We start from the raw sequence: 26076 nt of genomic DNA, 5'->3' as shown, positions 1-26076 counted from the left end.
GATCAGTTCGGGATCGGTGCGCCGTCGGGCCCGAGGACGCACCAGTCGAGGCCAAGCCATTCGGCCAGCATCCTGAGATCCTTGGTGGTGCTGTTGGCGAACAGCGGCAGGGCCGGTTCCGAAAGGGTCAGCGTCAGGCGCTCCGCGTCCCGTGCCAGCGCGGTCCAGGTCAGGGCTTTCGCGCTGCCGCCGTGGAGGCGCCGGCACAGGCGCACGGCAAGCCCCCAGGCGATCGCCCGGTCGAGATGGCTCTGCTGTGCCAGGCGCGAGAACTGCTCGGGAATCTCGGTCAGCCCCGAGTTGGCGAAGACGGTCATCGCCAGCATCCCGCGCCCGTGCATGTCGAGACCGATCCAGCGTTTACGCAAGGCCCAGGTCATGGCTTCCTCGGTGCGCAGATTGGGTTCGGTGCGCATCGCCGCGAGTGCCAGCAGTGTGGCGGCCAGCCGCAACTTGCCCTCGGCGGGATCCTCGTCGCAGGCCCCGGCGGTCCAGTCGTAGACGGAGCGGGCGTCCTGCGCGGTCACGCGTTCGCCCAAGGCAAATCCGGCGATGCTGGCCAGCATCGGGTCCTGAACCTGCACATCGGGCGTCAGTTGCGTATGCAGCAGTCCCTCGCGCAGCCCCCAGGACGAAAAGACCAGATGGGAGGGGCGAAGCTGGGTCACGACCTCGGTCATCAGCGCCGCGGCATCGGGCAGCGTGCCGAGGCGCGCGTTGGAGATGCGCGGATCGGGATTCTCGATCCGGCCTCTGGAGAACTGGCGGGTCAGCCGCAGCACTTCGGCGGCGGGTAGTTCGAACCCGTGCGGGTCGTCGACCGGCCAGTTCAGTTCGCGCATGGCCTGAAGGCCAAGCGCGCGCCAGGCGCCGCCGACGATGTAGAGAGGCTGGTCGCCGCCCTTGTCCCAGGCGACGCGTTCAAGGCCTTCGCGCACCGTTCTGGCGAACGCCTCGGGGCCGTTCGCGCGCAGATCGCTCAGCCGCAGCGTGCCGAAGGGCAGGGTGATGCCGCTGCCGCTGGTACCGCGATCGACTTCGACCAGTTCGAGGCTGCCGCCGCCGAGATCGGCGACGACGCCGTGCGCGCCGGGGAAGGCCGCGATCACGCCGCTGGCACTGGCGCGTGCCTCTTCCTCTCCGGAAAGCAATTGCGGCGAGAGACCGTAGCCGCGCACGGCCTCGAGGAATTCCTGGCCGTTGCTGGCATCGCGCGCGGCGGCAGTGGCGACGCACTGCACGTTCTCGACGCCCTGCAACCGCAGCACCGTCGCGAAGCGTTCGAGGGCATAGAGCGCGGTGCGCATGGACTTGTCGGAAATCGCGCCGGTCTTGCCCAGGTCCTTGCCCAGGCGCGCGTTGACCTTTTCATTGAGGACGACCACCGGCGCGCGCGGCGGGCCGTTGTAGATTACAAGACGCACCGTGTTCGACCCGATGTCGATGATGGCGCGTTTCTCGCTCGAGTGGCTGATACCGATCATTCAGTCTGGACGAATCACTGGGCCCGGCATTCCGGGCGGCATGGCGTCCCTATGTCAGATATTGCCGCGCCTAAGCGAGAGCTTTGGCACTTTTCGTCCACTGGCAAGTGATGCGCCGCGACCGGAAAGCGATGGGTTGGTCATGAAGTAACGGTGAATATTGAAGGGTTTGTCCACGTTACCAACGCGATCGTAGGTGCCATCGGGATTGAGGATCCAGCTCTGCTCGGTGTCGAGCAGGTTCGCCAGCATGACCTGTTCCAGCACCTGGTCGTGCACCGTCTTGTTGCGCATCGGGATCATGATCTCGACGCGGCGATCGAGGTTGCGGCTCATCGCGTCTGCCGAGGTGATGAAGACCTTGGCCCGGCGGTTGGGCAGGTGGGCGCCGTTGGCGAAGGCCCAGATGCGGCAGTGTTCGAGGAAGCGGCCGATCACCGACTTGACTGCGATGTTCTCCGAAAGGCCCGTGATGCCGGGCCTCAGGCAGCAGATGCCGCGTACGACAAGGTCGATGTCCACTCCCGCCTGGCTGGCGGCGTAGAGCTTGTCGATGAGGTCCGCGTCGGTCAGCGAATTCATCTTGGCCCAGATGGCCGCGGGCTTGCCGGCCTGGGCATGGGCGATCTCGGCATCGATCAGGTCGTAGAGATCGGAGCGCAGCGACATCGGCGAGATCGAGAGCAGTTCGGTGCGCTTGGGCTCGACATAGCCGGTGATGAAGTTGAACAGCCGGCCCGCGTCGCGTCCGGCCGCCGGATCGGCGGTGAAGTAGGACAGGTCGGTATAGATGCGTGCGGTGATCGGGTGGTAGTTGCCGGTGCCGAAGTGGCAGTACGTGCGGTAGCCTCCGTCTTCGTTGTCCCCTTCGCGGCGCACCACCATCGAGACCTTGGCGTGGGTCTTCCAGTCGACGAAACCGTAGATCACCTGAACGCCCGCGCGTTCGAGCTGGCTGGCCCAGAGCAGGTTCTGCTCCTCGTCGAAGCGGGCCTTGAGTTCGACCACGGCCGTGACCGACTTGCCCTGTTCGGCCGCCGCGATGAGGGCCGCGATGATCCCCGACTGCTTGCCCGCGCGGTAGAGCGTCTGCTTGATCGCGATCACGTCCGGATCGCGCGCGGCCTGGCGCAGGAAATCGATCACCACCTCGAAACTTTCGTAGGGGTGCTGGATGACGATGTCCTTCTCGCGGATCGCCGCGAAAATGTCGCCGTCGTGTTCGAGGATGCGTTCGGGATAGCGCGGGGAATAGGGTTCGAACTTGAGTTCGGGCCGGTCCTCGTCGCAGATGGCGGATACCCCGGAGAAGCCGATGATGCCCTCGGTCTTCATGATGAGGGCCTTGTCGAGCCCCAGCTGGGTGCGCAGCAGTTCCTCCGCGGCCGGATCGAACTTGCCCTGCAACTGCAGCACGATGACGAGGCCGCGGCGGCGGCGCTGGATGGCGGTACGGTAGTAGCGCACCAGATCCTCGGCATCTTCCTCGATCTCGATGTCGCTGTCGCGCAGGATGCGGAACACGCCCTGGCCATTGATGCGGAAACCGGGGAAGATCTGCGCGGCGTGGCGGCAGATCAGGTCCTCGATGCTGATCCACGCGGCCTGCTCGCCGGGAATGCGCACGAAGCGCGGCAGCGGCGAGGGGATCAGGACCATCTCCATCACCTGCGCCTCGTCCGCGGTGCGGGTCAGCGAAAACAGAACGCCGATGCCCTGGTTGGCGACGAAGGGGAAGGGATGCGCCGGGTCGATCGCCTGCGGGGTGATGACCGGCATGACGTGTTCGAGGAAGAAGTCCTTCAGCCAGCGCTCGCGCGGAGTATCGAGCTTTTCGTCGCCGATGACGCGGATCCCGGCGGTGACCAGTTCGGTCTTGAGGCCGCTCCACACCTTCTGCTGGATGGCCTGCAGTTCCAGCACTTTCTCGTGCGTGGCGGCAAGCGCCTGCGAGGGGGTCATCCCGTCGATCGAGACTTCCTCGATCTGGCGCCGCACCTGCCCGGCGAGGCCGGCCACGCGCACCATCAGGAATTCGTCGATGTTGCTGCCGGAAATCGAGAGGAACCGAAGCCGCTCGAGCAGGGGGTAGTTGGGATTCGAAGCTTCCGCCAGCACGCGTTCGTTGAAAGCGAGCCAGCTCAGTTCGCGATTGAAATAGCGCACGGGCAGGCTGCCGAGCTCCGAAGTCTCGCAGCTGTTCCCACCATCCGATTCGTCACTAATGTCCAGCATGTCCTTCGTTTTCACACGGCTGCCCCTCGCATGCAACGATTACGCTAGTGCTACAATTGCCCCGCGCCAGGGGGAATCTGCCGAATTCTTCCTGCAGCCAGGTGAACATCGTTGCAGCGCAGCATGGATTAGCGCAAAGTCGGCGCGATGATCAAAGCGGCACTGCACCATCTCACTCGCTACCGCTACTCCAGGCGGATCAGGCTTGGCCCCCAGGTGATCAGGCTCCGGCCGGCGCCGCACAGTCGCACGGCAGTGCCGAACTACTCGCTGAAGATCAGCCCGCCCGAGCATTTCCTGAACTGGCAGCAGGACCCCCACGGCAACTGGCTGGCGCGTATCGTGTTCCCCGATCCGGTCGATCATTTCTCGATCGAGGTGGACCTGCTGGCCGAGATGGCCGTCATCAACCCGTTCGACTTCTTCGTGGAGCCGGAAGCGGAGGAATACCCCTTCACCTATTCCGAGGCGATGAAGGCGGACCTTTCCGCCTATTTCGACATCGAGGAACAGGGGCCGCTGTTCGAGGAACTCGTCGCCAGCCATGCCGGCTATGAGGGCCGCACCGTCGATTTCCTGGTCGAGATCAACCGGCAGCTGCAGCAGCGCATCGGCTATGTGATCCGCATGGAAGCCGGGGTGATGACCCCGGAAGAGACCCTGCAGGCCGGGATCGGATCATGCCGCGATTCCGCCTGGCTGCTGGTGCAGTTGCTGCGCCGCCTCGGCTTCGCGGCGCGGTTCGTGTCCGGCTACTCGATCCAGCTCGTCGCCGACGTCATTCCCAAGGAAGGCCCCAAGGGCGTGCAAGAGGACGTGACCGACCTTCACGCCTGGGCCGAGGCCTATGTGCCGGGCGCCGGCTGGATCGCGCTCGATGCCACGTCGGGCATGTTCGCGGGCGAAGGGCACATTCCGCTCTGCGCCACGCCGCATTACCGCTCGGCCACCCCGATCGAGGGCATGGCGGAGCCGGCCGAGGTCGACTTCAGTTTCGAGATGAAGGTCTCGCGCATCGCAGAGGCGGTGCGCATCACCAAGCCTTTCACTCCCGAGCGCTGGCAGGCGCTCCTCGATCTCGGGGACAAGGTCGATGGCGACCTGAACGCGGACGGTGTCAACCTGACGATGGGCGGCGAACCGACATTCGTTGCCGCCAGCGACTTCGAGGCCGACGAGTGGAACGGCGCGGCGGTGGGGCCGACCAAGGCCGCCTATGCCGACAAGCTGATCCGCCTGCTGCGCCAGAAGTTCGCGCCGGGCTCGCTGCTCCATCACGGGCAGGGCAAGTGGTATCCGGGCGAGACGCTGCCCCGCTGGGGCTATTCGCTCTACTGGCGCAGGGACGGCGTGCCGATCTGGAGCGACGACAACCTTCTGGCCGGTGAGAAACCGCTGGAAAAGGGCGGCGATCCCGATCCCGTGCCCAGCCTCGATCCCGCCAGCGCCGAAGCGTTGCTGCACGAACTGGCCAAGGGGCTGGAGATCGAGCCAGGCTTCGTGCAGCCGGTCTACGAGGATGCGGGCGCCTGGAGCGACAAGGAAAAGGAGTTGCCGGTCAACGTCACGCCGTTCGATCCGAAAATAGACGACGAGGAACTGGCGCGGCGTTTCAAACGAACCTGGCGGCGCGGGCTCGACCGGCCGGTCGGTTATGTGCTGCCGGTGCAGCGCTGGAATTCGCAGGACCAGTCGGTGCCGCGCTGGCGCAGCGAGATGTGGCGCGTGCGCAAGGGCATGCTGACGGCCGTGCCGGGCGATTCCTCGCTGGGCTATCGCCTGCCGCTGGGCTCGCTGCCGTGGGTGCCGGCCGCGAACTACCCCTATATCCATCCGCGCGACACCGCCGAACCGCGCGAACCGCTTGCCGATTTCCGAGAGCAGGTGATCGCCCGGGCAAGCCAGGCGCGCGAGGAGCGCTTGTCGCAAGCCGAGCAGCGCAGCGAACGCGTGGCGACGCCCGAGACCGCCGAGCAGGCCTTCGGCGAACAGGAACTGATCGAAAGCACGGTGCGCACGGCCATCGCGGTCGAACCGCGTGGTGATCATCTTTGCGTTTTCATCCCGCCGACCGAATGGCTGGAAGACTATCTGGAACTGGTGGCGGCCGTGGAAGTCGTGGCCGAACGGATGGGGGTTCCGATCCGTATCGAAGGCTACCCGCCGCCGCCCGATCCGCGCCTGCAGGTGCTCAAGGTCACACCCGATCCGGGCGTGATCGAGGTGAACATCCATCCCTCGGCAAGCTGGCGCGAGACGGTGGAGATCACCGAGACGCTCTATGACTGCGCACGCGAGGTGGGCCTGACCGCCGACAAGTTCATGATCGACGGGCGCTCTATCGGCACCGGCGGCGGCAACCATATCGTGCTGGGCGGACCGAGCCTGCTCGACAGTCCGTTCATCCGCCGTCCGGACCTGCTCAAGAGCTTCGTCACCTACTGGCAGCGCCATCCTTCGCTCAGCTACCTGTTCTCGGGCCTCTTCATCGGCCCGACCAGTCAGGCGCCGCGTATCGACGAGGCACGCCACGACGCGCTCTACGAGCTGGAAATCGCGCTCGCGCAAGTGCCGGGGCCCGAACGGGATCAACCCGCGCCCTGGGTGGTCGACCGCCTGTTCCGCAACCTGCTCGTCGACGTGACCGGCAATACGCACCGCACCGAGATCTGCATCGACAAGCTGTTCTCGCCCGATGGCCCCACCGGACGCCTCGGCCTCGTCGAGTTCCGCGGGTTCGAGATGCCGCCGGATGGCAAGATGAGCTGCGCCCAGCAGCTCCTCCTGCGCGCGCTGACCGCGTGGTTCTGGAAGGAGCCGCAGGACGGGCCGCTGGTGCGCTGGGGCACTCAGCTGCACGACAAGTTCATGCTCGGCCACTACGTCTGGGCCGATTTCCTCGATGTGCTCGATGACTTGCGCGGGGCCGGATGTGCATTCGATCCCAAATGGTTCGAGGCGCAGCGCATGTTCCGCTTCCCGGTCCACGGCGAAGTGGAGGGCGGGGGCGTTGCGCTCGAGATCAGCCATGCGCTCGAACCCTGGAACGTGCTGGGCGAGACTGGCGCGATCGGCGGCACCGTCCGCTATGTCGACAGTTCGACCGAGCGCTTGCAGGTCAAGGCCACGGGGCTCGTGAAGGGCCGCCACGTGATCACCTGCAATGGTCGCCGGGTGCCGCTGACCATGGTCGGATCGGACGAGGGCGTGGGCGGCGTGCGGTACAAGGCATGGGCGCCGGCCGAGTGCCTGCACCCGATGATGCAGGCCCACGCGCCGCTGACCTTCGACATCTACGACTTGTGGAATGGCCGTTCGCTCGGCGGCTGCGTCTATCAGGTCGCCCATCCGGGCGGGCGCAGCTACGACACGTTGCCGGTCAACGACTACGAGGCCGAGGCGCGGCGCAAGGCGCGGTTCCAGGATCACGGACATTCGCCGGGACCGCTACCGCTGCCTTCGCAAGAACTCCCGGGCGAGTTTCCCTATACGCTCGACTTGCGGCGTCCGGCTGGCCTAGTGTGAGGCATGTCCTCGAAACCGCCTGTCAGTACCGTGGATCGGCCGCCCGGATGGCTTGACGGTTATCCCGTCGATATCGCGGGCGGAGACCTGTTCGGCGATGCCGCCGCCCCTGTAGCGGCGCGCTGGAAGGCGGTTGCCGAAGGTCTGGCGGGGATTACCGAGGGCGGCCCTTCGGCGCTGCAGGATGCGGCGTCCCGCCATGTCGCCGATCTGGGCCTGACCTTCCGCGTCACCGGCGACGAGGATGAACGCGCCTGGCCGCTCACGGTCATGCCGCTGGTCATCGGCGCGGCGGAATGGGCGGAAGTGGAGCGGGGCCTGATCCAGCGCGCCACTCTGCTCGAACGACTGGCTGCGGACATCTACGGCCCGCAACGCGTCGTCAGGGAAGGGCATCTGCCTGCGGCGGTGATCGCGGGCAGCCCGTTCTTCGCGCGCCAGATGGTCGGCCATACACCCAGGCGGGGCCATTTCATCCACGTCTATTCGGTGGACCTCGCGCGGGGGTCGCGCGGGCAATGGCGGGTGCTGCAGGACCGCGTGCGTATAGCCAGCGGTGTCGGCTACGCGCTCGAAAACCGTCTTGCCATGAGCCGCACGGCCGGCCCCCTGCTGGTCGACAACCATGCCCGCCGCCTTGCCGATTTCTTTGCCCGGATGCGCGATGGCATGGCTGCTGCCTGCAATCGCGAACAGCCGCGCATAGCGCTGCTGACGCCCGGCCGGTTCAACCAGACTTACGCCGAGCAGGCTCACCTCGCGCGCTATCTCGGCCTGCCGCTGGTGGAGGGGCGCGACCTTTCGGTGATCGACGACCGTCTCTATGTCGGCACGATCGGCGGGCCCAAGCGGGTCGATGCGGTCTGGCGCTGGATCAACACGGTATCGCTCGATCCGCTCTCGTTCGACGCCAAGTCCCAGCTGGGTGTTTCCAACCTGTTCGACGCCTGGTCGGCGGGCGGTGTCGAGATGGTCAACTGGCCGGGTGCCGAAGTGCTGGAATCATCCGCTTTCGCGGCGTTCCTGCCGCGCCTGTGCCGGGTGCTGCTGGACGAAGCGCCGATCCTGCCCAACATCGCGACCTGGTGGTGCGGGCAGGCGGCGGAAAGTTCGATAGTGGCGGCACGGCTCGACGAACTGGCGCTTCGCCCCGCCTTCGGTCTCCCGGTGGAGGGGCTGCCCAGCCGCGAGCCGGTCGCGGGCGCCGATCTCGACGAGGCCGAGCGCGAGGCGCTGCTCGATGCCTTGCGGCGCAGGCCCATGGACTTTTGCGGGCAGGAGATCGTGCACCTTTCGACGACGCCCGCGATCATCGATGGAAAGATCGCGCCGCGTCCCTTCACCGTGCGTGCCTTCGTCGCCCGCGCCGCCGACGGCAGCTGGACGGTCATGCCCGGCGGCTTTGCCCGTCTTTCGTCGAGCAGTGCGCTGCCCACGTCGCTGATGGGGGCGGGCGACTTGTCCGCCGACGTCTGGATCGTGGACGAGCAGCCGGCCGGACTGCCCGCGCCCCTGCGCACGGTGGAGGAGCCGCCCATCTCGCGCGGGGGCGGTATCCTCGCCAGCCAGGCGGCGGACAACCTCTACTGGTTCGGCCGGTACAACGAGCGTGCGGAAACGGTGGTGCGGATCGTGCGCGCCCTGCTCGGCAGCTCGATGGAGGGCGACAGCGGGATCGATTCCGAGGACGGGGGGCTGTCCAGCCTTGTCGATCTGCTGATGGAATTCGGCGCCATCGACAAGGCGACGGCATCCCAGCCAGCGGCAACGATCAGCGCCAAGGCGCTTACCGAGACGCGCTTGCCCGGCGGGGTGGCCGCGCTGATGCGGCGCCGGTTGCAGGTGGGCCTGTCGCTGCGCGAACGCCTTGCCCGCGATTTCTGGCGGATCGTCAGCCGTCCGATGCCCTCGATCGCCGTCGGCCGGCCGCAGAGCATGCTCAGCAGCGCGCGCTGGCTTACCGAGCATTTCAGCGCGCTGGCCGGGCTCATCTCGGAAAACATGGTGCGTTCGGCAGCTTGGCGGTTCATCGAGATCGGGCAACGCATCGAGCGGGCGCAGGCAATCTGCCGGATCGCGGCAAGACTGGCAGAGAGCAATGGCGAGGGCGGGCGCTCGGGCGAAGCGCTCGGCGTGCTGCTGGACCTGTGCGATAGCCAGATCATCTATCGCAGCCGCTACCTGACCGGTCCGATGAAGAATCCGGTGCACGACCTCGTCCTGCTCGATCCGGACAATCCGCGCGCACTCAAGTTCCAGGTGGCGGAAATCGTCGACCACCTTTGCGCCTTGCCCAGCCTGCGCGACGACAACATCCCCGAGCCGCCGCTGCGCGCGGCCCGCGCCCTGCTGGGCGAACTGCAGGCTGCGCTGGCGCCGGACATGACGGTCGAACGCCTGAAGGCCATCGAGGGCCAGCTCCACGACCTGTCGGATGAAATCTCGGCACGCTACTTCCTGCATTTCGATCGCGACGAGGCGGAGAAGAGGACGCGGTTGCTCTGATGCTCTATTCGGTCAGCCATATCACCACGCTGGAATATGCCGCACCGGTCCGGCTCGCGCAGTTCAACGTCCGCTTGCGGCCGGCGAACTGGCCGGGGCAGATCGTCAGCGACTATGTCCTGACCATCGAGCCGCAGCCCGTGCAGGTGACGGAGGGCGAGGGCGGGTACTACGTCAACGAAACCCGCTTCGAGCTGCGCGAGCCGATAACGAAGTTACAGATCGAAAGCCGTTTCACCGCCGAGTGCGAGGCGCTGCCTTTCTTCCTGTCCGAAGCGTCGGGGCCCAGCCTGACCGAGCTTCGCGAACGCGCCATGACGACGCCGGATCTTTCGGCCCTGGCGCCCGCTTCGTACATATTCGGTTCGCCGATCGCCATGCCGGAGCACGACATCGCGATGTGGGCCGGCTCGTTCATCGAGGAAACCATGCCGGTAATGGAAGCGGGCAGGGCGCTCATGCACGCAATCCACGAGGAGTTCGCCTACGATGCCAAGGCGACGCGGACCGATACGCCGCCGATCGAGGCGTTCCGCAACCGCCACGGCGTCTGCCAGGACTTCAGCCATATCATGATCATCGCCGCGCGCGCCTATGGCATCCCCGCAGCGTATGTCAGCGGCTATCTGCGTACGCTGCCGCCGGCGGGCAAGGAGCGGCTGGTCGGCGCCGATGCCATGCACGCCTGGGTCAACTTGTGGTGCGGCGAGGAACTGGGCTGGGTCGGCTTCGACCCGACCAACGCCGCGCTGGCCGATACCGATCACATCCTGATCGGCATGGGCCGTGACTATTCCGATGTCGCGCCGCTCGACGGCACGTTCCGCGGATCGTCCGAGCAGAAGATGTACTATTCGGTGGACGTCGCACCGCTCGACTGATCGCGCCGGAAGAATCAGTTCCGTGCGTTCTTCGCCGTCGCCACCTCGCCGGGAAATATGCCCGCGATCGACATTACCGCTCCCAGCCGGGAGAGGGCTTCGAGCATGTCTCCCACGCTTTCGCCGGCCAAGAGCAGTTCCAGCGTTTCGCGCGTGGCCTGCGGCCCGCGATCGCGCAGGCTCGTGACGAGTTCGAGAACCACGGCCTCGTGTTCGGAGACGTGGGGGCAGGCAAGCGGGCAGAACGCGAAGGTTTCCAGCGCATCGCGGTTGAGTAGCAACATGGCGTGGTGGAAAGGCTGCAAGCCCCCGATCATCCGCCATTTCGCGAAGGCCGGTGCAAGCAACTGGGCCGGGCAGCGCTTGTGCCCGATCGCGGTGACCCATGCGCGCATGGACCAGACGAGGAAGCGGCAGCCCTCGTCGAGGGTATCGAGGGGGCGGTCGACGTATTGATACATGCCGGGACTCCAGGGTTGCAAATGCGAATGATTATCAATAGCTATTGATACGCGGCTTGGCTCTCCGGTCAAGCCCTCCCGGACCCGGCGCTTGTCATGGGGTGCCTGGTTCACTCCTGCACCTTGGGCCGGAGCGGCTTCTTGCCTTGCCCGTTCCGGCCCATTTTTCATGCGTGTGCTCGAATGGCAGTGGCCGCCTGCCGCAAATAGGGGCCCTCCTGAATGCAGAAATCCCGCCCCCGGCGCGAACCGGAGGCGGGAGAGGGAATGATCGATTCTCTGGTTACAAGGCGTTCGACGCCGGTATCAGTCGACCAGGTCGAACCGGTCGGCGTTCATCACCTTGGTCCATGCGGCCACGAAATCGTTCACGAACTTCGCGGCATTATCGTCCTGCGCATAGACCTCGACGTAGGAACGCAGGATCGAGTTCGACCCGAAGGTGAGGTCCAGTTCCGTCGCGGTCCACTTGACCGCGCCCGTCTTGCGGTCGCGGATCTCGTAGAGGCCCTTGCCGGCGGGCTTCCAGACGTTCCCCATGTCAGTCAGGTTCGTGAAGAAGTCGGTCGTCAGGGCGCCCGGACGATCGGTGAAGACGCCATGTCCAGTGCCGCCGTGATTGGTGCCGAGTACGCGCATCCCGCCGACCAGAACGGTCATTTCAGGCGCTGTCAGGCCCATGAGCTGCGTGCGATCGAGCATCAGTTCGGCTGGCGTGACGACGTAGTCCTTTTTCAGCCAGTTGCGGTACCCGTCGTGGAGGGGCTCCAGGGGCGCGAAGGAATCGCCGTCCGTCGTCTCGTCGGTGGCATCGCCGCGACCCGCTGCGAAGGGGACGGTGATCTCGAAACCGGCTGCCTTTGCCGCCTGTTCGACGCCTACATTGCCCGCGAGCACGATCACGTCGGCGATGCTTGCACCCGTCTCCGCGGCAATCGGTTCGAGGACCGCCAGGACCTTGGCGAGCCGGGCTGGTTCGTTGCCTTCCCAGTCCTTCATCGGGGCCAGACGGATGCGCGCGCCGTTGGCGCCGCCGCGCATGTCGGAGCCACGGAACGTGCGGGCGCTGTCCCAGGCGGTCGCGACCATTTCGGCGACCGCGAGGCCGCTGGCGGCGATCTTCGCCTTGACGGCATCGACGTCGTAGCCGGTGCTACCGGCGGGGACGGGGTCCTGCCAGATCAGGTCTTCGGCGGGCACGTCGGGACCGATGTAGCGCGCCCGGGGCCCCATGTCGCGGTGGGTGAGCTTGAACCAGGCCCGGGCGAACACTTCGCGGAAGTATTCGGGGTCCTTGTAGAAGCGCTCCGAGATCTCCCGATAGATCGGGTCCATCTTCATGGCCATGTCGGCATCGGTCATGATCGGATTGTACCGGATCGAGGGATCCTCGACGTCGACGGGCTTGTCTTCCTCGGCGATGCCGATCGGTTCCCACTGGTTGGCACCGGCGGGGCTCTTCCGGACTTCCCAGTCATAGTGGAACAGCAGATAGAAATATCCGTTGTCGAACTGGGTGGGGTGGGTCGTCCATGCGCCTTCGATGCCACTGGTGATGGTATCGCGGCCCATGCCCTTGCCGTTCGGGTTGGCCCAGCCAAAGCCTTGCTGTTCGACGGGCGCACCTTCGGGATCGGGCCCCAGCAGGCTCGCATCGCCGTTGCCATGGCACTTGCCGACGGTGTGGCCGCCGGCGGTTAGGGCGACGGTCTCCTCGTCGTTCATCGCCATGCGCTCGAAGGTCACGCGCACGGCTTCCGCCGTCTTGAGCGGATCGGGCTTGCCGTCCACGCCTTCGGGGTTGACGTAGATCAGGCCCATCTGGACGGCTGCCAGCGGGTTCTCCAGCGAGCTTTCGTCCGCGCTGTCGTAGCGGTCCTTGGCCAGCCATTCCTTTTCGGAGCCCCAGTAGGTGTCCTCTTCCGGCGCCCAGATGTCCTCGCGGCCGAAGCCGAAGCCGAAGGTCTTCAGGCCCATCGTTTCATAGGCCATGGTGCCGGCCATGATGATGAGGTCGGCCCAGCTCACCTTGTTGCCGTACTTCTTCTTGATCGGCCACAACAGGCGGCGCGCCTTGTCCAGGCTGACGTTGTCGGGCCAGGAATTGAGCGGGGCGAAGCGCTGGTTGCCGGTACCGCCGCCGCCGCGACCATCGGCAATGCGATAGGAGCCCGCGGCGTGCCAGGACATGCGGATCATCAGGCCGCCGTAGTGACCCCAGTCGGCCGGCCACCATTCCTGGCTGTCGGTCATGAGGTCGCGCATGTCCTGCTTGAGCGCTTCGAAGTCGAGTTTCCTCACTTCATCGCGATACTTGAAGCCCTTGCCCATCGGGTCGGTCTTCGCGTCGTGCTGGTGGAGAATGTTGAGGTTGAGCGCGTTCGGCCACCAGTCCATGTTGGACATGCCCGAAGACGTGTTGCCGCCGTGCATTACAGGGCACTTGCCCGGTTGTTTCGACATTTCATTCATGACTGCATCCTCCACTGTGTCCCGAGAGGTAGAAACTCTGATCGGGGCTGGAGGTTGCAGGCTACAGCGCCGCTACATTTCGGACAATTCGATTGATCTTTGATTAGTGATCGGAGTTTTCGATTTAACGCCGCGTCTTAGAGCTTGATTACCTCTGAAAGAAGCACTCGTCGTTGCGAGCGAAGCGAAGCCTGTCCTGAACGGCTGCTGCAAGCAGCCAGCCGAAGGGCAATCCAGAGTGGCATAGCGTTGCCCTGGATTGCCGCGGCCCTGTGGGCCTCGCAATGACGATTCAAGGTAAGACGATCACGTTCCAGCGGCTGACGGAGCCGCACAAAGGAATAGCGCCGGAAACGGCTTTTCCCCGCTTGCCCCGGCGCTATCCCCAGTCTTTTCCACAGGGCCTTTTCCAGAGGTGCTGCCGGCCAGGCCGGCAGGTCCGGAATGCTATTCGGTGGTCTTGCCGTCGAAGTGTTCGTGCGCCGCACTGGCATCGGCGCAGGTCTTGTGAACGGTGCCGTCGAGGTGCTCGGGCGGGCCGTAGATGGTGTAGAGCTTGAGCGGCTCCTTGCCGACGCTGACGACATTGTGACGCGCACCGGCAGGCACGATCACGCCGTCATCGGCCTTCACCTTGTGCACCACGCCATCAATCAGGATTTCGCCCTCGCCGCCTTCGATGCGGAAGAACTGGTCGATGTCGTCGTGGACTTCCTCGCCGATCTCGTCGCCCGGTTCGATCGACATCAGCACCAGTTGAAGGTTCTGGCCGGTATAGAGAACCCGCCGAAAGTCGACGTTCTCCTCAGTCAGCTTCTCAATATCGTCGACGAACCCCTTCTTCATCATACAAACCTTTCCTTGCGAATCATTCGCACATGATAGCCGGGCTGCGAGACCTCGCAATTGACCTCGCGCATATTTGCGCGCGATCAGCGGTAGTCGAAGCCGGCCTTGGGCTGAATTTTCAAGGTGTTCTGCTGCAGCGCCGTCATCAGGTAGGAGCCGACCAGCATCGGCATTTCCAGCATCTGCTTTTCGTCATAGGTCTGGGCCAGCGTGTCCCACGTGGCATCGGACATGCAGTGATCGGCGATGAGTTCTTCCACCGCACGCAGCAGCGCGGCCTCGTGCTCGGTCCAGCCGGGGGCGGAGGAGCCCTCGATTACGCGCTCGATTTCCTCGGGCGTGATGCCGAAGGCCTTGCCGATGTCGACATGCTCGCACCATTCGAACGGCGCGCGGGCGAGCAGGGCGAGGCGCAGGATCGCCAGTTCGCGCTCGCGCGCGGGGATCGTGCCCTTGGCGGCCAGTTCGATGCCGAGCACCATCTGCGCCCTGAACATGCCGGGGTGGCGCAGGGTGATCAGGCTGACTTCGGGGAACGGGCGGTCGTCGGGGATGTTGAAGGCGGTGCGGATCGCATCGACCTGTTCCTGCCCCTCGGGCGTGACTTCGTCCAGCCGCAGCGGGGCATAGCGCGGGCCGTTCTCTACTGCCTGGGCCATGCGGGCATCCGCGTCGAAATCATATTTTCCGGTTGTGGGTTCACCCATGTGCCTGTTCCTAAGATGCTTGATGTCGTGAGGTTCAGGCGGCCGTTTCGCTGAACGGTGCCCAGGTTTCCATGTGCCTAAGATAGTCGGCGAATTGCGCACGCACCGCGTCGAAGTCGAGCCCGAACTTGGAAGGGTCGGGCTTGGTCATGCGTTCGGCGCTCTGGTTGCTTTCCCACCATGCGGACATGGCCTCGGCAAAGGCGGGCGAGACGTCCTGCCCCAGCCAGGCATAGAGCCCGCGGACCTGCCCCAGCGGGTCCTGCTGCATGGCGCGGAAGTGGATGTCGTAGAAGCGGTCGTCGTTGCCGCGCTCGCGGAAGGCGATGGCACGGCGCATTCCTTCCGACCAGCACCGCACGTTGAGTTCGCCAATGTAGTGGTAATCGACGTGATCGGTGAACTTCTCGATGATGTCGGCATAGACCGTCGCGACCGAGAGCATCACGTCGGTGGGATCGCGGTGCGTCATTACGAAGCGCGCGTTGGGGAAGGCGGCGTCGAGCGCATCGAGGTGCAGCAGATGCGAGGGCGCCTTGAGCCGCCAGGGCTTGGACGGTTCGCCCCACTGCAGCATTTTGAGCACGCGCTTTTCGTAGAGATAGGTCTCTGTGTGGTCGGCTTCCATCTCCCAGTCGGCATAGCTGGGCACTTGCGCGAAGGCCTGGAAAATCTGGCTCTTGAAATCGAGCGCCATCAGGTCCTGGCATTCCATCGCGCCGTCGATCCCCGAAGGGGTGCGCTTGCTGCCCTTGAGGCTCTCTTCGGTGGCACTGGCGGACACGCCGCGGCGCGGGTCCGGGCCTTCGACCGTCGAGGGAGGAGGGCAGGGCTGCGAGCTTTCCCAGACGCGCAGGTAGCGGATGTCCGGATCGCTGGAGAGCAGGAACGAAAGCGCGGTGGACCCTGTGCGCGGCAGGCTGACGCCGAACAGCGGATCGCGGATTTCCTCGTTCTCGATCTCGGGATGGCGGCGATACCAGTCCTCGACCATCAGGCGCTGGCGCAGATAGAGCAGGATGCGGTCGCGCAGGGCATATTCGCCGGTGGCGTTCAGCTTTGCCTCGGTGTTGAGCGCGGTGACCAGCTGTTCCAGCCCTTCGCGGAAACTGTCGCTGCCGAAATCGTTCAGGCCCGTATCGCGCCGGGCGATGTCGATCAGGTCCTTGTAGTCCTCCATGGGCTCGCACTCTCCCGGTCAGGTCTGACGTCCGGTGTTCTCCGGATCTGTGCGTGCACTATGCTTGTGGAAGCGGCAGTGCGCCAACCGCTGCGGCGATGATCGCGTCTCAGCTGCGCGCGGCGCGCACGGCCGCCCCGCCGGCGAAAGGCGCGATGGCCAGCAGGACGAGGCTGGCGGCGCCGGTCAGGGCAAGTCCGCTCTCGCCACCGGTGCCGAGGCTTCCGGCGCCGAAGATCAGTATGGGAACAGCCATCGGGATCACCAGCAGCCCGGAAAGCGCGGCGCCCCCGCGCAGTCCCGCCGTCAGCGCCGCGACCGTTACGCCCAGCGCCGCGAGACCCGGCGTGCCCGCGAGGAGCCCGATCTCGACGATCTGCAATGTCGCGCCGTCGAGGCCGAGAAGCGCGGCGGCGGGCAGGGCGGCGAGCATCAGCGGCGGGCCGAAGCTCAGCCAATGGGCCAGCACGCGCACCGCGATCACCAGTTCCTCCGAAATGCCGCGCAGGGCCCACTGGTCGAACATGCCCATTTCGATGTCGGGCTCCACCAGCCGGTCGAGCGGGAGGATGGCGGCGAGCAGGGCGGCCACCCAGATCACCCCGCCGCCGGTCCGGGCGAGCAGCGGCGCATCGGGGCCGACCGCGAAGGGATAGAGCATGGCGACCGAGAGGAAAAACAGCACCGGCAGCACCGCCCCGCCGCCGCTCCCGCCCAGCGTGAGGCGGGTGAAATCGCGCTTCAGCAGCGTGATGATCCGCCCGCTCATGCCGCGTACTCCGCCAGCGCGATCGTGCGCATGTGGCCCAGCCGGAAAGGCTGGTGCGAGGCGATCAGGGTAATGCCGCCCGCGCTGCAATGTTCGGCCACCAGCGTCTCGGTCAGTTCCACGGCATGGACGTCCAGCCCGTTGAGTGGCTCGTCGAGCAGCCAGACAGCGGCCTTCTGGCCGATGAGGCGGGCGAGCGCGGCGCGTTTCTTTTGCCCGGTCGAAAGGTAGCGCACCGGCACGTCGAGCAGCTCGGACAGGCCGAGGCGCGCCAGTTCGTTGTCGGCGGCCCCATCCATGCGCTGCCAGAAGCCCAGGGCGCGGCCCAGCGGCAGCGCCGGGTCTAGGGCATGGCGCTCGTCGACGAGGCCGATGGTGCCGCTGGTTTCGGCTGTTCCCGCAAAGGCGGGAGCAAGGCCTGCGACGATGCGCAGCAGGCTCGATTTGCCGATGCCGTTGCTGCCCGTCACTTGCAGCGCGTCTCCGGCCTGCAGGCGCAGCGACAGGCCCCGGAACAGCACCCTGTCGCCGCGGCGGCACGCGAGATCGGTCACGGCGATGGAGGCCCCTTGCATGACGGCGTGCGATAAGGGAAAGCGCGGGCACTGCCAAGGAGAGTGAGATGACCATCCCCCGCCTGACTGACGCCGAACGCGATCAAGCGCTCCACGACCTTCCCGGCTGGACGCTGAGCGACGATGGCCTGGCCATCGAAATCGATCTGGAATTCGGTGATTTCAACGAGGCTTTCGGTTTCATGACCCGCGTCGCGATCCATGCCGACAAGGCGGACCATCATCCCGAATGGTTCAATGTCTACAACAAGGTGCGCCTGCGTCTCACCACGCACGATGCCGGGGGGCTGAGCATGCGCGATGTGGAGATGGCGCAGTTCATCGACGGGATCGTCTGAACCTTATGCGGCCGCCTCGTAGCGGCGCAGCAGTTCGGTGAGCGCGGGCATGGCCTTGTCCTGCGCCTGACCCGAATGCAGGCACCGCTGCAGGACCTGCATGTCCTGCTCGCGAACCTTGCCGCCGTGGTGGAACTTGTTGAACGCGGTATAGTCGACCGGAAGGCATTCGCGCTCCATCTTGGCGTTCGTTTTGGCGATCTGGCGCGGTGACATGAACAGGCTGCCGATCTTGCCCGGCAGGCCGTGTTCGGGAAGGCGCATGACTTCCTTCATCGCCGCGCTGCCCAGCTTCATCAGTTCCGTGTCCCGGGCCAGACCGTCGGCATGCGGCCAGCCGGCGATGTCGAACATCGCCATGACCACGAAGATTGACGAGGAGAACGTGGCGAAGAGCTTCTCGTTGATTTCCTGGCACTTGGAAATGCCCGAGCGGTTGTAGAGCTTCGCGAAGGCCCGGGCCGGGGCGGCGAGGCGCTTGATCACGAGGAAGCCGGGGTTCTTGCCCATGTGCCGGTAGCCGATCGATGCCTGGGCAAGCCTAGCCGGATCGGTCGGCGGATTGAGCGGCAGGGTCACGCGGTCGGTCTGGTAGCTGAGCAGGCCCATCGTGCCTTCGATCACGCGTTCGTCGGGCAGTCCCATGGTGTCTCGGCAATATTCGCGCACGCCCACGCCGTTGATCACCGCAATGGCGCGGGTGTCATGCAGGGCTCGGCCAAGGGCCTTCAGCAGTGCGGTCCCCTCCGTGCCGCGGCAGGTGGCGCCGTCGAGCGTGATCAGCACGAAATCGTAACCGCGGCTCATAGCGTCGTCGATGGACCCGTGGGCCTTGAATTCGGAGAACCGTTTCAGTTCGTGATCGTCGTAGCAGTAGAGCACTTGCGGTTCCTGCAAGGCAGGCAGACGGTTGGGGCGAACAAGAAAATGCACGCCGGCGCCGGCCAGGCTGAGGTGATACCCCGTCACGATGCCGAGCGCGCCGGCTCCGACGATCAACACGGAAGGCTTCGGCATGCATCTCTCCTGTTGCTTGTTTTCGTTCTCTGACTGGCTCCGGTCCGAGCCACAATCACGGCCTTCGCCAGCCCGGTTCCGAACCGCTTCTTGACTTTAGAACGGTCTGGGTAACAAATGTTGGCGTGCTGCGGAACCCGGCTCCGATTTGCGATGTTCAGTAGGTTCGTATGAAACGAGTCGGGTTTCTTTGGTTGTTCGTCAAGGTTTCCGGACAACGGCGTCACGCCTGTTGTCCGGCGAAGAAAACATAAGATTGGAGAGGACAGGCGGTGCTTCGGAATCTTCCCGAAAAGTGGGATATTGAAGTCGATCTGGTCTCGATCGGGTCGGGGATCGGCGGCCTGTCGGCGGCGATTACCGGGCATGAGCAGGGGCTGAGCGCCATTGTGCTCGAACGGGCCGATCAGGTCGGCGGCGTGACGGCGCTGTCGATGGGCGAGGTCTGGGTGGCCGGAAACCACCACGCGACAGAGCTGGGCATCGACGATTCGGTCGATAGCGGCTTTCGCTATCTCAAGCGCCTGTCGATGGACTACGGCACCGATGCGGCGATCCTGAACAAGGTGGTGCATGCGCGCGAGGCGCTGCGCTGGTTCGAGGATACCATCGGGCTTGAGATGCAGGTGATCCGCGATTGCCCGGATTACTATTATGGCCTCAACAACGATTGCGTGGCCGAGGGGCGGATGCTGGAGTGCAAGCCCTTCGAGGCCTCCTCGCTGGGCGACTGGCAGCAGCGCACGCGCGTTTCGCCGACGATGCCCTATGCGCTCACTCATCACGACATCTTCGTGAACGGCGGCGTCGCCAATATGATGAAGTGGGATTTCGCCCTCATGGGCGAACGTCTCACCAACGACGTGCGCTGCCTCGGCGCGGGGCTGGCGGCCTATTTCGTCAAGGGCGCGCTCGACCGCGGCATTCCCATGCATACCGGCGCCAATGTCGTGGAACTGATCGGGGACGGCTCACGGGTCGTGGGCGTGCGGGCGCAGATGGACGGCAAGGACGTCTACGTGAAGGGCAGGCGCGGCGTCGTGCTCGCGGTCAGCAGCTACGAGCGCAACCAGCATTTCAACAAGACGCTGAGCCAGCAGCTCGATCTGGGCTCAATCGTGTTCTCCACCGTCGACGGCGCGCACTTCCGCTTGGCCGGACCGTTCGGCGCACAGGTCGCCGCCGTCCCCGACATTGCCTCGCTCGGCTTCCCCGTGCCCAATGCCGAGGATGCGGAAGGCGCGCCCTTGTGGGGCAGTGCGCTGCAGGCCATCGGCCAGCCGCACATCATCGTCGTCAACCGCGCGGGCAAGCGCTTCGGCGACGAGGCCTTCTATCGCCAGTTCTACCTCACCATCGATGTGATCGACGGCAAGGACCAGACCCATCCCAATTTCCCGTGCTGGATGATCATCGACAGCCAGGCCAAGAGCAAATACCCGATCGGCCCGATCCTGCCCGATCAGGACTGGCCCGAGGAACTCGGCCCCAGCGCCGATACGCTGTCCGAACTCGCCGCGAAGATCGGCGTCGATGTGGCGGGGCTGGAGGCCACGGTCGCACGGTTCAACGAACATGCCGAAAAGGGCGCGGACCCCGATTTCGGGCGCGGCGAGCGGGTGTGGAGCCACTGGATGTGCGGCGATCCCTTCAACAAGCCCAACCCCAACCTCGGAACCATTGCCAAGGGCCCGTTCTATGCGCTTGAATTGAAGCGTATCGGTGACAGCGGTATTCCCCCGGCGGGCCTGCTGACCGATCAGCACAACCGCGCGCTCGACTGGTCGGGCAATCCGATCGACGGGCTCTACGTGGCGGGCAATTCGGTCGCGCGGATGGAGACCGGTGCCGTCATGCAGAGCGGCATCTCCAATGCACGCGGCATGACGCACGGCTGGCTGGCCGCGCGTCACGCCGCCGGCGACCCGAGTGACCTGCTGGACAGCGAAATCCAGCGCATGGGGATCTAGGACATGATCGAGACGACACAGACCGTCCTTGTCGGATGCGACATCGATGCGACCTGGGACTATGCGAAGAACTTCGAACGCTGGGCCAGCATCATGCCCGGCTACCAGTCCTGCGAGATCGAGGACGAGGACAATTCGCGCTGGATCCTGAAAGTCGGCGTCGGCGCCATGATCCGCACGGTCAAGGTGCGGGTCCATGTCGAGAAATGGGCAGGGCCGGAGCGGGTGGATTTTACCTTCGAACTGGAGGGCGATCCGGTGACCGGAAGCGGCTCCTACCTCGCGGCACCTGCGGACGGGGGGCAGACCGACATGACCCTGCACGTGAAAGTCGCCGGCACCGGCCCGATGGCGCCGATGTGGGAGGCCATGGGCGGCCCGGTTCTGCCGAAATTCGCGAAGGGCTTTGCCGAGCAGCTCAAGGGCCGAATTGAGGAGGTCAACGGAGTCACGACGAGCGTACCGCCTGCCGGGCAGGCAGCCAAATCGGGTGGGCTTGCCGCGCTTGCAGGCTGGCTGAAATCGCTATGGAAGGCGCTGTTCCATCGCCGCAGCAGCGAACTGCGCTGACGCCTCGGGCGTTCACAGAACACAAGACAATGAGGTAGCGGAAATATGCGTCGTTTCACCCCCGAGCAGCTGGTTCTGGCCTATGAACTGGAGCAGTTGCTCTATGATTTCGCGGCCGAGCTGGACCACAACGATTCCCGTAATATCGACCGGTTCTACACCGAGGATGCGACCTTCGTGGCAGGTCCGAACCGCATCACGCCGCGCGATGCGATCGTGAAGTTCTATGAAACGCGCAACGAGAACGTCGCCAAGTACCAGAAGGACGGCGCGCGTACCGGGCGTCACACCTTCCTCAACGTGCGCGTCGAACTGATCGACGACGACAACGCCTATATCCACTTCACCAACGTCAACTATGCCGCCGAAGGGGCCGCGCCGGCCAGCGGGCTGAAGGGCCCCTCGATGATCGCCGACTGCCGCATGACCTGCAGGCGCCAGCCCGACGGCGACTGGCTCTTCTCCGAATTCGCGCCGAAGTCGGCGCTGATCGGAGAAGACGATTTCATGAAGCTGATGCTCTCGCTTCAGAGCAACTGACGGGATCGCGGCGGGGCGGGACGGCATGCCGCCTGGCCCCGCGCGGTCCGTTCTGCCGCGATCTCAGTAGCCGCTGCTGTTCTCGGTAGAGCCGCCGCCACCGGCGGTGGGCGCCGGGGCGGCGCCCGGCACGCCGAGGAAATCGCCTTCTTCGCCGAACCAGTTACGGAATTCGAGGAAGCCGGGGATGCCGGCGAACGTGCTGTTGGCGGCCTGGTCGACCTCGACGTGGATTACCGCGGGCTTGCCCGAAGCCAGAGCACGCTCGACGGCCGGTGCGATGTCCTCGGCCTTGTCCACGTATTCGCCGTATGCGCCGAAGCTCTGGGCGGTGAGGTCGAGCCGGACCGAATTGCCCCAGCGTGCTTCGGGCGTTGGCGTGTTGTCGCCGAAGTTCGCCTTGTAGGACGCGGCCTCGATGCCCCAGGCATGGTCTACGGCAACGATGCAGATGAGCGGCAGGTTCTTGCGCACCGCCGTTTCGAGTTCGGAGATGTGGAACAGGAACGCGGAGTCGCCGGTGAGCAGGGCAACCCGGCGCTTGTCGCCCACGGCAAGCTGCGCGCCCAGCGCCATGGGAAGGCCGTTGCCGATCGCGCCCCAGTTGGAACTCCACATCGCATCGCGCGGGGTGAACTGCAGAAGCGCCGAAAACCACATGCTGGAGGCGCCGCCGTCACGTACCAGGATCGTATCCTCCGGCAACGCGCGAGTCGCTTCGATCGCGACGCGGCCGGTGTGGATCGGGCATGACGTGGTGGGAATGCGATCCTCCAGGGCCTTCTTGGCCGAGTCCCGCAGGGCGGTCCATTCGGGCAGCTTTGCCGGAAGGTCGCGCTGCAGGTCGCCGAGAGCCTCGGTCAGTTGCGGGACCACGTCGCGCAGGTCGCCGACGAGCGGCACGTCGATCGGCCGGTTGACGCCGATGGCCAGCGCGTCACGCTCGATGTAGATCCACTTGCGCGTTGCGTCGCCTTCCTTCCAGGCATGTCCGCGGCCGTAGTTGAGCGCCTCGCCCAGCTCCGTGCCGATGGCGAGAACGACATCAGACTGCGCCGCGATCTGCGCACCGGCATCGGAACTGTAGGCGAACGTGCGATCTTCCATGCCCGGCAGCACGGCCTCTACCGCGTTCGAAAGCAGGATTGGGCACGAAAGCTTCGCGGCCAGCACGCCGAGCATGTCGTGCGCGCGGCTCACGAAGCCGCCCTGGCCGAGCAGGAGTGCCGGGTTCTTCGCGCCGCGCAGCAGTTCGACCGCTTCGGCAATGCCCAGGTCGTCCGCGCGCTGACGTACCATGCGGTAGCGATGCGGCGGCGGGGCGGGCGGCAGGTCGAATTTCGCCTGCATGATGCCCAGCGGAAGTTCGATGTAGGTCGGCCCGGGAACGCCGCTTACCGCCTGGCGGAACGCTTCGTGGAAGATCTCGTCGAGCTGCTCGGGATATTCGACGACGCCTACGTACTTCATCACGCCGTCGAACATGGGCGGCTGGCTCATGTACTGCATCTTGCCGCGCCGCACGCGCTGTTCGTAGAAACGCTGGCGCTGTGCCATGATGAACACGGCGGGCACGTTTTCCTTGCGCAGGAAGTTGGCGCCGGCCGCGATGTTGGCGACGCCGGGGCCCTTGTTCACGCAGAGCACGGCGGGCTTGCCGGTCATGCGGAAATGCCCGTCGGCAGTCAGCGCGGCCGCCTGTTCGTGGTGTGGCGATACGATCTCGATACCGCGTTTTTCGGCCTCGATGAACAGCCCGAAAAAGCTGGGGTCGGGGATGCCGAAAAGTGTGTCGATGTTCTCGGCCTGGACGAGATCGAGAATGCGGTCCTGGATTGTCTGTGTCATGGCCGAAACTTGCAGCGCCCCTGCCCGAAACACAAGGTTCGCCATGGGAACTCTGCTGGCACGATATTGCCGGCTTGCAGTCCGTCGGCTGAGCGAGGCGGGGTGTTTGGCGCCCGATGCGTTTCACGCCGGGATTCGCATTCGACGATGCGCTCGGGAAAAGGCGGGCGCATCGAAAAGGCGCTCACGCCGTGGCCGGTCCGGGTGCTGGGCATGGGGCGGCATCGGGCAGAATCTCCGTGACACGCGATAGCGCTTCTGGCAGTTGAAACGATACGGGTGACTTATTGTGATCCAGCCCCTTGGGAGAGTGGAGGCGGGCTCGCATGTCGGTATCGGCAATCCTGTGCCGGGTCTGTCCGTCATTGATGAATCTACCGGATAAAAGCCAATGAATGACACGAAGATCATCGAAAACCTGCCGGCCGAATGGGATATGGAGGCGGATGTCGTTGCCGTCGGTTCCGGGGGGGGCGGTCTTGCCGCGGCGATCACGGCCGTCGACCATGGCGCGAGTGCCATGGTGCTTGAGCGAACCGATCAGGTCGGCGGCGTAACCGCCTATTCGCTGGGGGAAGTCTGGGTGCCCGGCAACCATCTGGAAAAGGCGCTCGGCATAGAGGATTCGATCGAGAGTGGGCTGCGCTACGTCAAGCGCCTCGGGCTGGGCTATGCCAATGATGTCACCATCCTCAACCAGGCGGTCCATGGCCCTGCCGTGATGGCCTATTTCGAGCGGGCGATCAGCCTGAAGATGACCGTGATCCGCGATTGCCCGGACTACTATTACGGCTATTCGAATGACAGCCTTGCGGAAGGGCGATTGCTTGAAGTGGAGCCGTTCGCGGCGGAAGCGCTGGGCGAATGGCAAGCGCGCACGCGCGTCTCGCCCCACGTTATGTACGGCCTTACGCACGAGGACATCTTCCGCAACGGAGGATCGGCGAACATCCGCAACTGGGACTTCTCGGTCCTCGCCGAACGCTTGCGGAAGGACGAGCGCTGCCTGGGTTCGGGGCTCGTGTGCTATTTCGTGAAGGGCGCGCTCGATCGCGGTATTCCGATGCATACGGGCGTCGAAGTCACGGGCCTGATCGGTGACGGCCAGCGCGTTGTCGGCGTTCGGGCGCGCAAGGACGGGCAGGAGATCTTCGTCAGGGCCAACCGCGGGGTCGTGGTGGCGGTGAGCAGCTACGAGCGCAGTCCTGTCTTCACCAAGACGCTGGGTCAGCAACTCGACGTGCAATCGGTGATCATGCCGGAGGTCGATGGCGCGCATTTGCGTCTTGCCGGAAAGTTCGGTGCGCGGGTGGCGCGCGTACCCGATGTTACCATGCTCGGTTTCAAGATCCCGGGGGAAGAACTGCAGGATGGCGTGCCGCTCTGGCGCAATGCCATGGCCTTTGCCGGCCTGCCCCATTCGATCGTCGTCAACAGCACCGGCGCGCGTTTCGCCAACGAGGCCTTCTACCGTTCGCTCTACTTCGCGGTGGACGACATCGACGGAGCTACCCAGACGCACCCGAACTTTCCCTGCTGGCTCGTGCTCGATAGCCAGGCGCGTGAAAAGTACCCGCTCGCCTCGATCATGCCCGGAGACGCCTTGCCCGAGGAAGTGGGTGTTACCGCCGATTCCCTGTCGGAACTGGCCGCCCGTACCGGGATCGACGCGCAGGGTCTCGAGGAGACGGTGCGCAGGTTCAACGGCTATTGCGAAGCTGTCGAGGACCCGGAGTTCGGACGCGGCAGCATGATCTGGGGTGCCTATATGAGCGGCGACCGCTTCCACGAGCCCAATCCCAACCTCGGCCCGCTGCTCAAGGCGCCGTTCTATGCGGTTCCGCTACATCGCCTTGCCAGTTCCGGCATTGCCTCCGCCGGTATCGTCGTCGATGAACATTGCCGCGCCGTGGGCTGGGACGGGGACGTGATCGATGGCCTCTATCTTGCCGGAAACTCGGTCGCGCGCCTCGACAGCGGGGCGGTCATGCAAAGCGGCATGTCCAACGCCAGGGGCATCACGCATGGTTACCTCGCCGGACGGCATGCCGCCGGCGCCCCCAGCGATCTGCTGGAAAAGGCCATTGCTGCGGGTGCGCTGGACTAGGACGGATCGACATTCAGCCCTGACGGCCTGCAAATGGCGCTTT

19 protein-coding genes are annotated in these 26076 nt (G+C 65.1%); 8 read left to right on the top strand and 11 right to left on the bottom strand.

Translation table 11 applies throughout. The features are described 5' to 3' along the window. Positions 1–2 precede the first annotated feature (2 nt). Together NZK81_RS11880 and NZK81_RS11875 are read right to left on the bottom strand one after the other, a co-directional pair. Positions 3–1484, bottom strand: a complete 1482-nt coding sequence (locus tag NZK81_RS11880) for a Ppx/GppA family phosphatase (RefSeq protein ID WP_260046300.1) — start codon at positions 1482–1484, stop codon at positions 3–5. A gap of 54 nt (positions 1485–1538) precedes the next feature. Next, positions 1539–3719: an RNA degradosome polyphosphate kinase gene (locus NZK81_RS11875; RefSeq protein ID WP_260046299.1), complete on the bottom strand. Its 2181-nt coding sequence runs from the start codon at positions 3717–3719 to the stop codon at positions 1539–1541. A gap of 147 nt (positions 3720–3866) precedes the next feature. On the opposite strand from NZK81_RS11875, the gene NZK81_RS11870 reads away from it, so the two are divergent. From NZK81_RS11870 to NZK81_RS11860, 3 genes are read left to right on the top strand one after another with little or no spacing between them, the layout of a single operon-like run. Then, the gene (locus NZK81_RS11870; protein WP_260046298.1) at positions 3867–7244 is read left to right on the top strand and encodes a transglutaminase family protein; all 3378 of its coding nucleotides are present in this window, start codon (positions 3867–3869) and stop codon (positions 7242–7244) included. Between the two features lie 3 nt (positions 7245–7247). Next, positions 7248–9749, top strand: coding sequence for a circularly permuted type 2 ATP-grasp protein (locus NZK81_RS11865; RefSeq protein WP_260046297.1), 2502 nt, complete (start codon positions 7248–7250; stop codon positions 9747–9749). Beyond that, positions 9749–10630 carry a transglutaminase family protein gene (locus NZK81_RS11860; RefSeq protein WP_260046296.1) on the top strand — a complete coding sequence of 294 codons (882 nt, stop codon included), beginning with the start codon at positions 9749–9751 and terminating at the stop codon, positions 10628–10630. Before NZK81_RS11865 ends, NZK81_RS11860 begins: the two co-directional genes overlap by 1 nt. Before the next feature lie 14 nt (positions 10631–10644). On the opposite strand, the gene NZK81_RS11855 is transcribed toward NZK81_RS11860, so the two are convergent. The 7 genes from NZK81_RS11855 to ccmA form a co-directional block, all read right to left on the bottom strand. Then, complete coding sequence (locus NZK81_RS11855) at positions 10645–11091, bottom strand: hypothetical protein (protein WP_260046295.1); 447 nt, start codon at positions 11089–11091, stop codon at positions 10645–10647. Between the two features lie 306 nt (positions 11092–11397). Further along, positions 11398–13563 carry a catalase/peroxidase HPI gene (gene katG, locus NZK81_RS11850; RefSeq protein WP_311202090.1) on the bottom strand — a complete coding sequence of 722 codons (2166 nt, stop codon included), beginning with the start codon at positions 13561–13563 and terminating at the stop codon, positions 11398–11400. A gap of 447 nt (positions 13564–14010) precedes the next feature. Next, positions 14011–14412: a cupin domain-containing protein gene (locus tag NZK81_RS11845; RefSeq protein ID WP_260046294.1), complete on the bottom strand. Its 402-nt coding sequence runs from the start codon at positions 14410–14412 to the stop codon at positions 14011–14013. A gap of 83 nt (positions 14413–14495) precedes the next feature. After that, complete coding sequence (locus NZK81_RS11840; RefSeq protein ID WP_260046293.1) at positions 14496–15119, bottom strand: carboxymuconolactone decarboxylase family protein; 624 nt, start codon at positions 15117–15119, stop codon at positions 14496–14498. A gap of 34 nt (positions 15120–15153) precedes the next feature. Continuing rightward, positions 15154–16299, bottom strand: coding sequence for a sulfotransferase family protein (locus NZK81_RS11835; protein ID WP_260046292.1), 1146 nt, complete (start codon positions 16297–16299; stop codon positions 15154–15156). A gap of 109 nt (positions 16300–16408) precedes the next feature. Then, positions 16409–17068 (bottom strand): heme exporter protein CcmB, encoded by a 660-nt coding sequence (locus NZK81_RS11830; protein WP_260046291.1) that lies wholly within the window; start codon positions 17066–17068, stop codon positions 16409–16411. Next, the gene (ccmA, locus tag NZK81_RS11825) at positions 17065–17643 is read right to left on the bottom strand and encodes a heme ABC exporter ATP-binding protein CcmA (protein WP_260046290.1); all 579 of its coding nucleotides are present in this window, start codon (positions 17641–17643) and stop codon (positions 17065–17067) included. The genes NZK81_RS11830 and ccmA overlap by 4 nt, the downstream gene beginning before the upstream one ends. A gap of 47 nt (positions 17644–17690) precedes the next feature. Between ccmA and NZK81_RS11820 the strand changes: the two genes are divergently transcribed. Further along, positions 17691–17981 carry a 4a-hydroxytetrahydrobiopterin dehydratase gene (locus NZK81_RS11820; RefSeq protein ID WP_260046289.1) on the top strand — a complete coding sequence of 97 codons (291 nt, stop codon included), beginning with the start codon at positions 17691–17693 and terminating at the stop codon, positions 17979–17981. A gap of 3 nt (positions 17982–17984) precedes the next feature. Here NZK81_RS11820 and NZK81_RS11815 read toward each other — a convergent pair whose 3' ends face one another. Beyond that, a complete protein-coding gene (locus tag NZK81_RS11815; RefSeq protein ID WP_260046288.1) occupies positions 17985–18998 on the bottom strand; it encodes a ketopantoate reductase family protein in 1014 nt (337 codons plus the stop codon). 272 nt (positions 18999–19270) lie between these two features. On the opposite strand from NZK81_RS11815, the gene NZK81_RS11810 reads away from it, so the two are divergent. Genes NZK81_RS11810 through NZK81_RS11800 form a run of 3 tightly spaced genes read left to right on the top strand, consistent with a single transcriptional unit; the run spans position 19271 to position 22078 of the window. Then, positions 19271–20968, top strand: coding sequence for an FAD-binding protein (locus NZK81_RS11810; protein ID WP_260046287.1), 1698 nt, complete (start codon positions 19271–19273; stop codon positions 20966–20968). Between the two features lie 3 nt (positions 20969–20971). Continuing rightward, positions 20972–21538: an SRPBCC family protein gene (locus NZK81_RS11805; protein ID WP_260046286.1), complete on the top strand. Its 567-nt coding sequence runs from the start codon at positions 20972–20974 to the stop codon at positions 21536–21538. A gap of 45 nt (positions 21539–21583) precedes the next feature. Next, positions 21584–22078, top strand: coding sequence for a YybH family protein (locus tag NZK81_RS11800; RefSeq protein WP_260046285.1), 495 nt, complete (start codon positions 21584–21586; stop codon positions 22076–22078). Between the two features lie 63 nt (positions 22079–22141). Here NZK81_RS11800 and NZK81_RS11795 read toward each other — a convergent pair whose 3' ends face one another. Further along, on the bottom strand, positions 22142–23926 hold the full coding sequence (locus NZK81_RS11795; RefSeq protein ID WP_260046284.1) for a thiamine pyrophosphate-binding protein: 1785 nt from the start codon (positions 23924–23926) through the stop codon (positions 22142–22144). A gap of 391 nt (positions 23927–24317) precedes the next feature. Here NZK81_RS11795 and NZK81_RS11790 point away from each other — a divergent pair, with 391 nt between their 5' ends. Beyond that, positions 24318–26033: an FAD-binding protein gene (locus NZK81_RS11790; protein WP_260046283.1), complete on the top strand. Its 1716-nt coding sequence runs from the start codon at positions 24318–24320 to the stop codon at positions 26031–26033. Positions 26034–26076 lie beyond the last annotated feature (43 nt).

Origin of the sequence: Novosphingobium mangrovisedimenti, assembly GCF_025153475.1 — a bacterium.
GTDB classification, from domain to species: Bacteria; Pseudomonadota; Alphaproteobacteria; order Sphingomonadales; family Sphingomonadaceae; genus Novosphingobium; species Novosphingobium mangrovi_A.
Note: the sequence above shows the minus strand (reverse complement) of the source record. Positions and strands in the feature narration are given on the sequence as shown.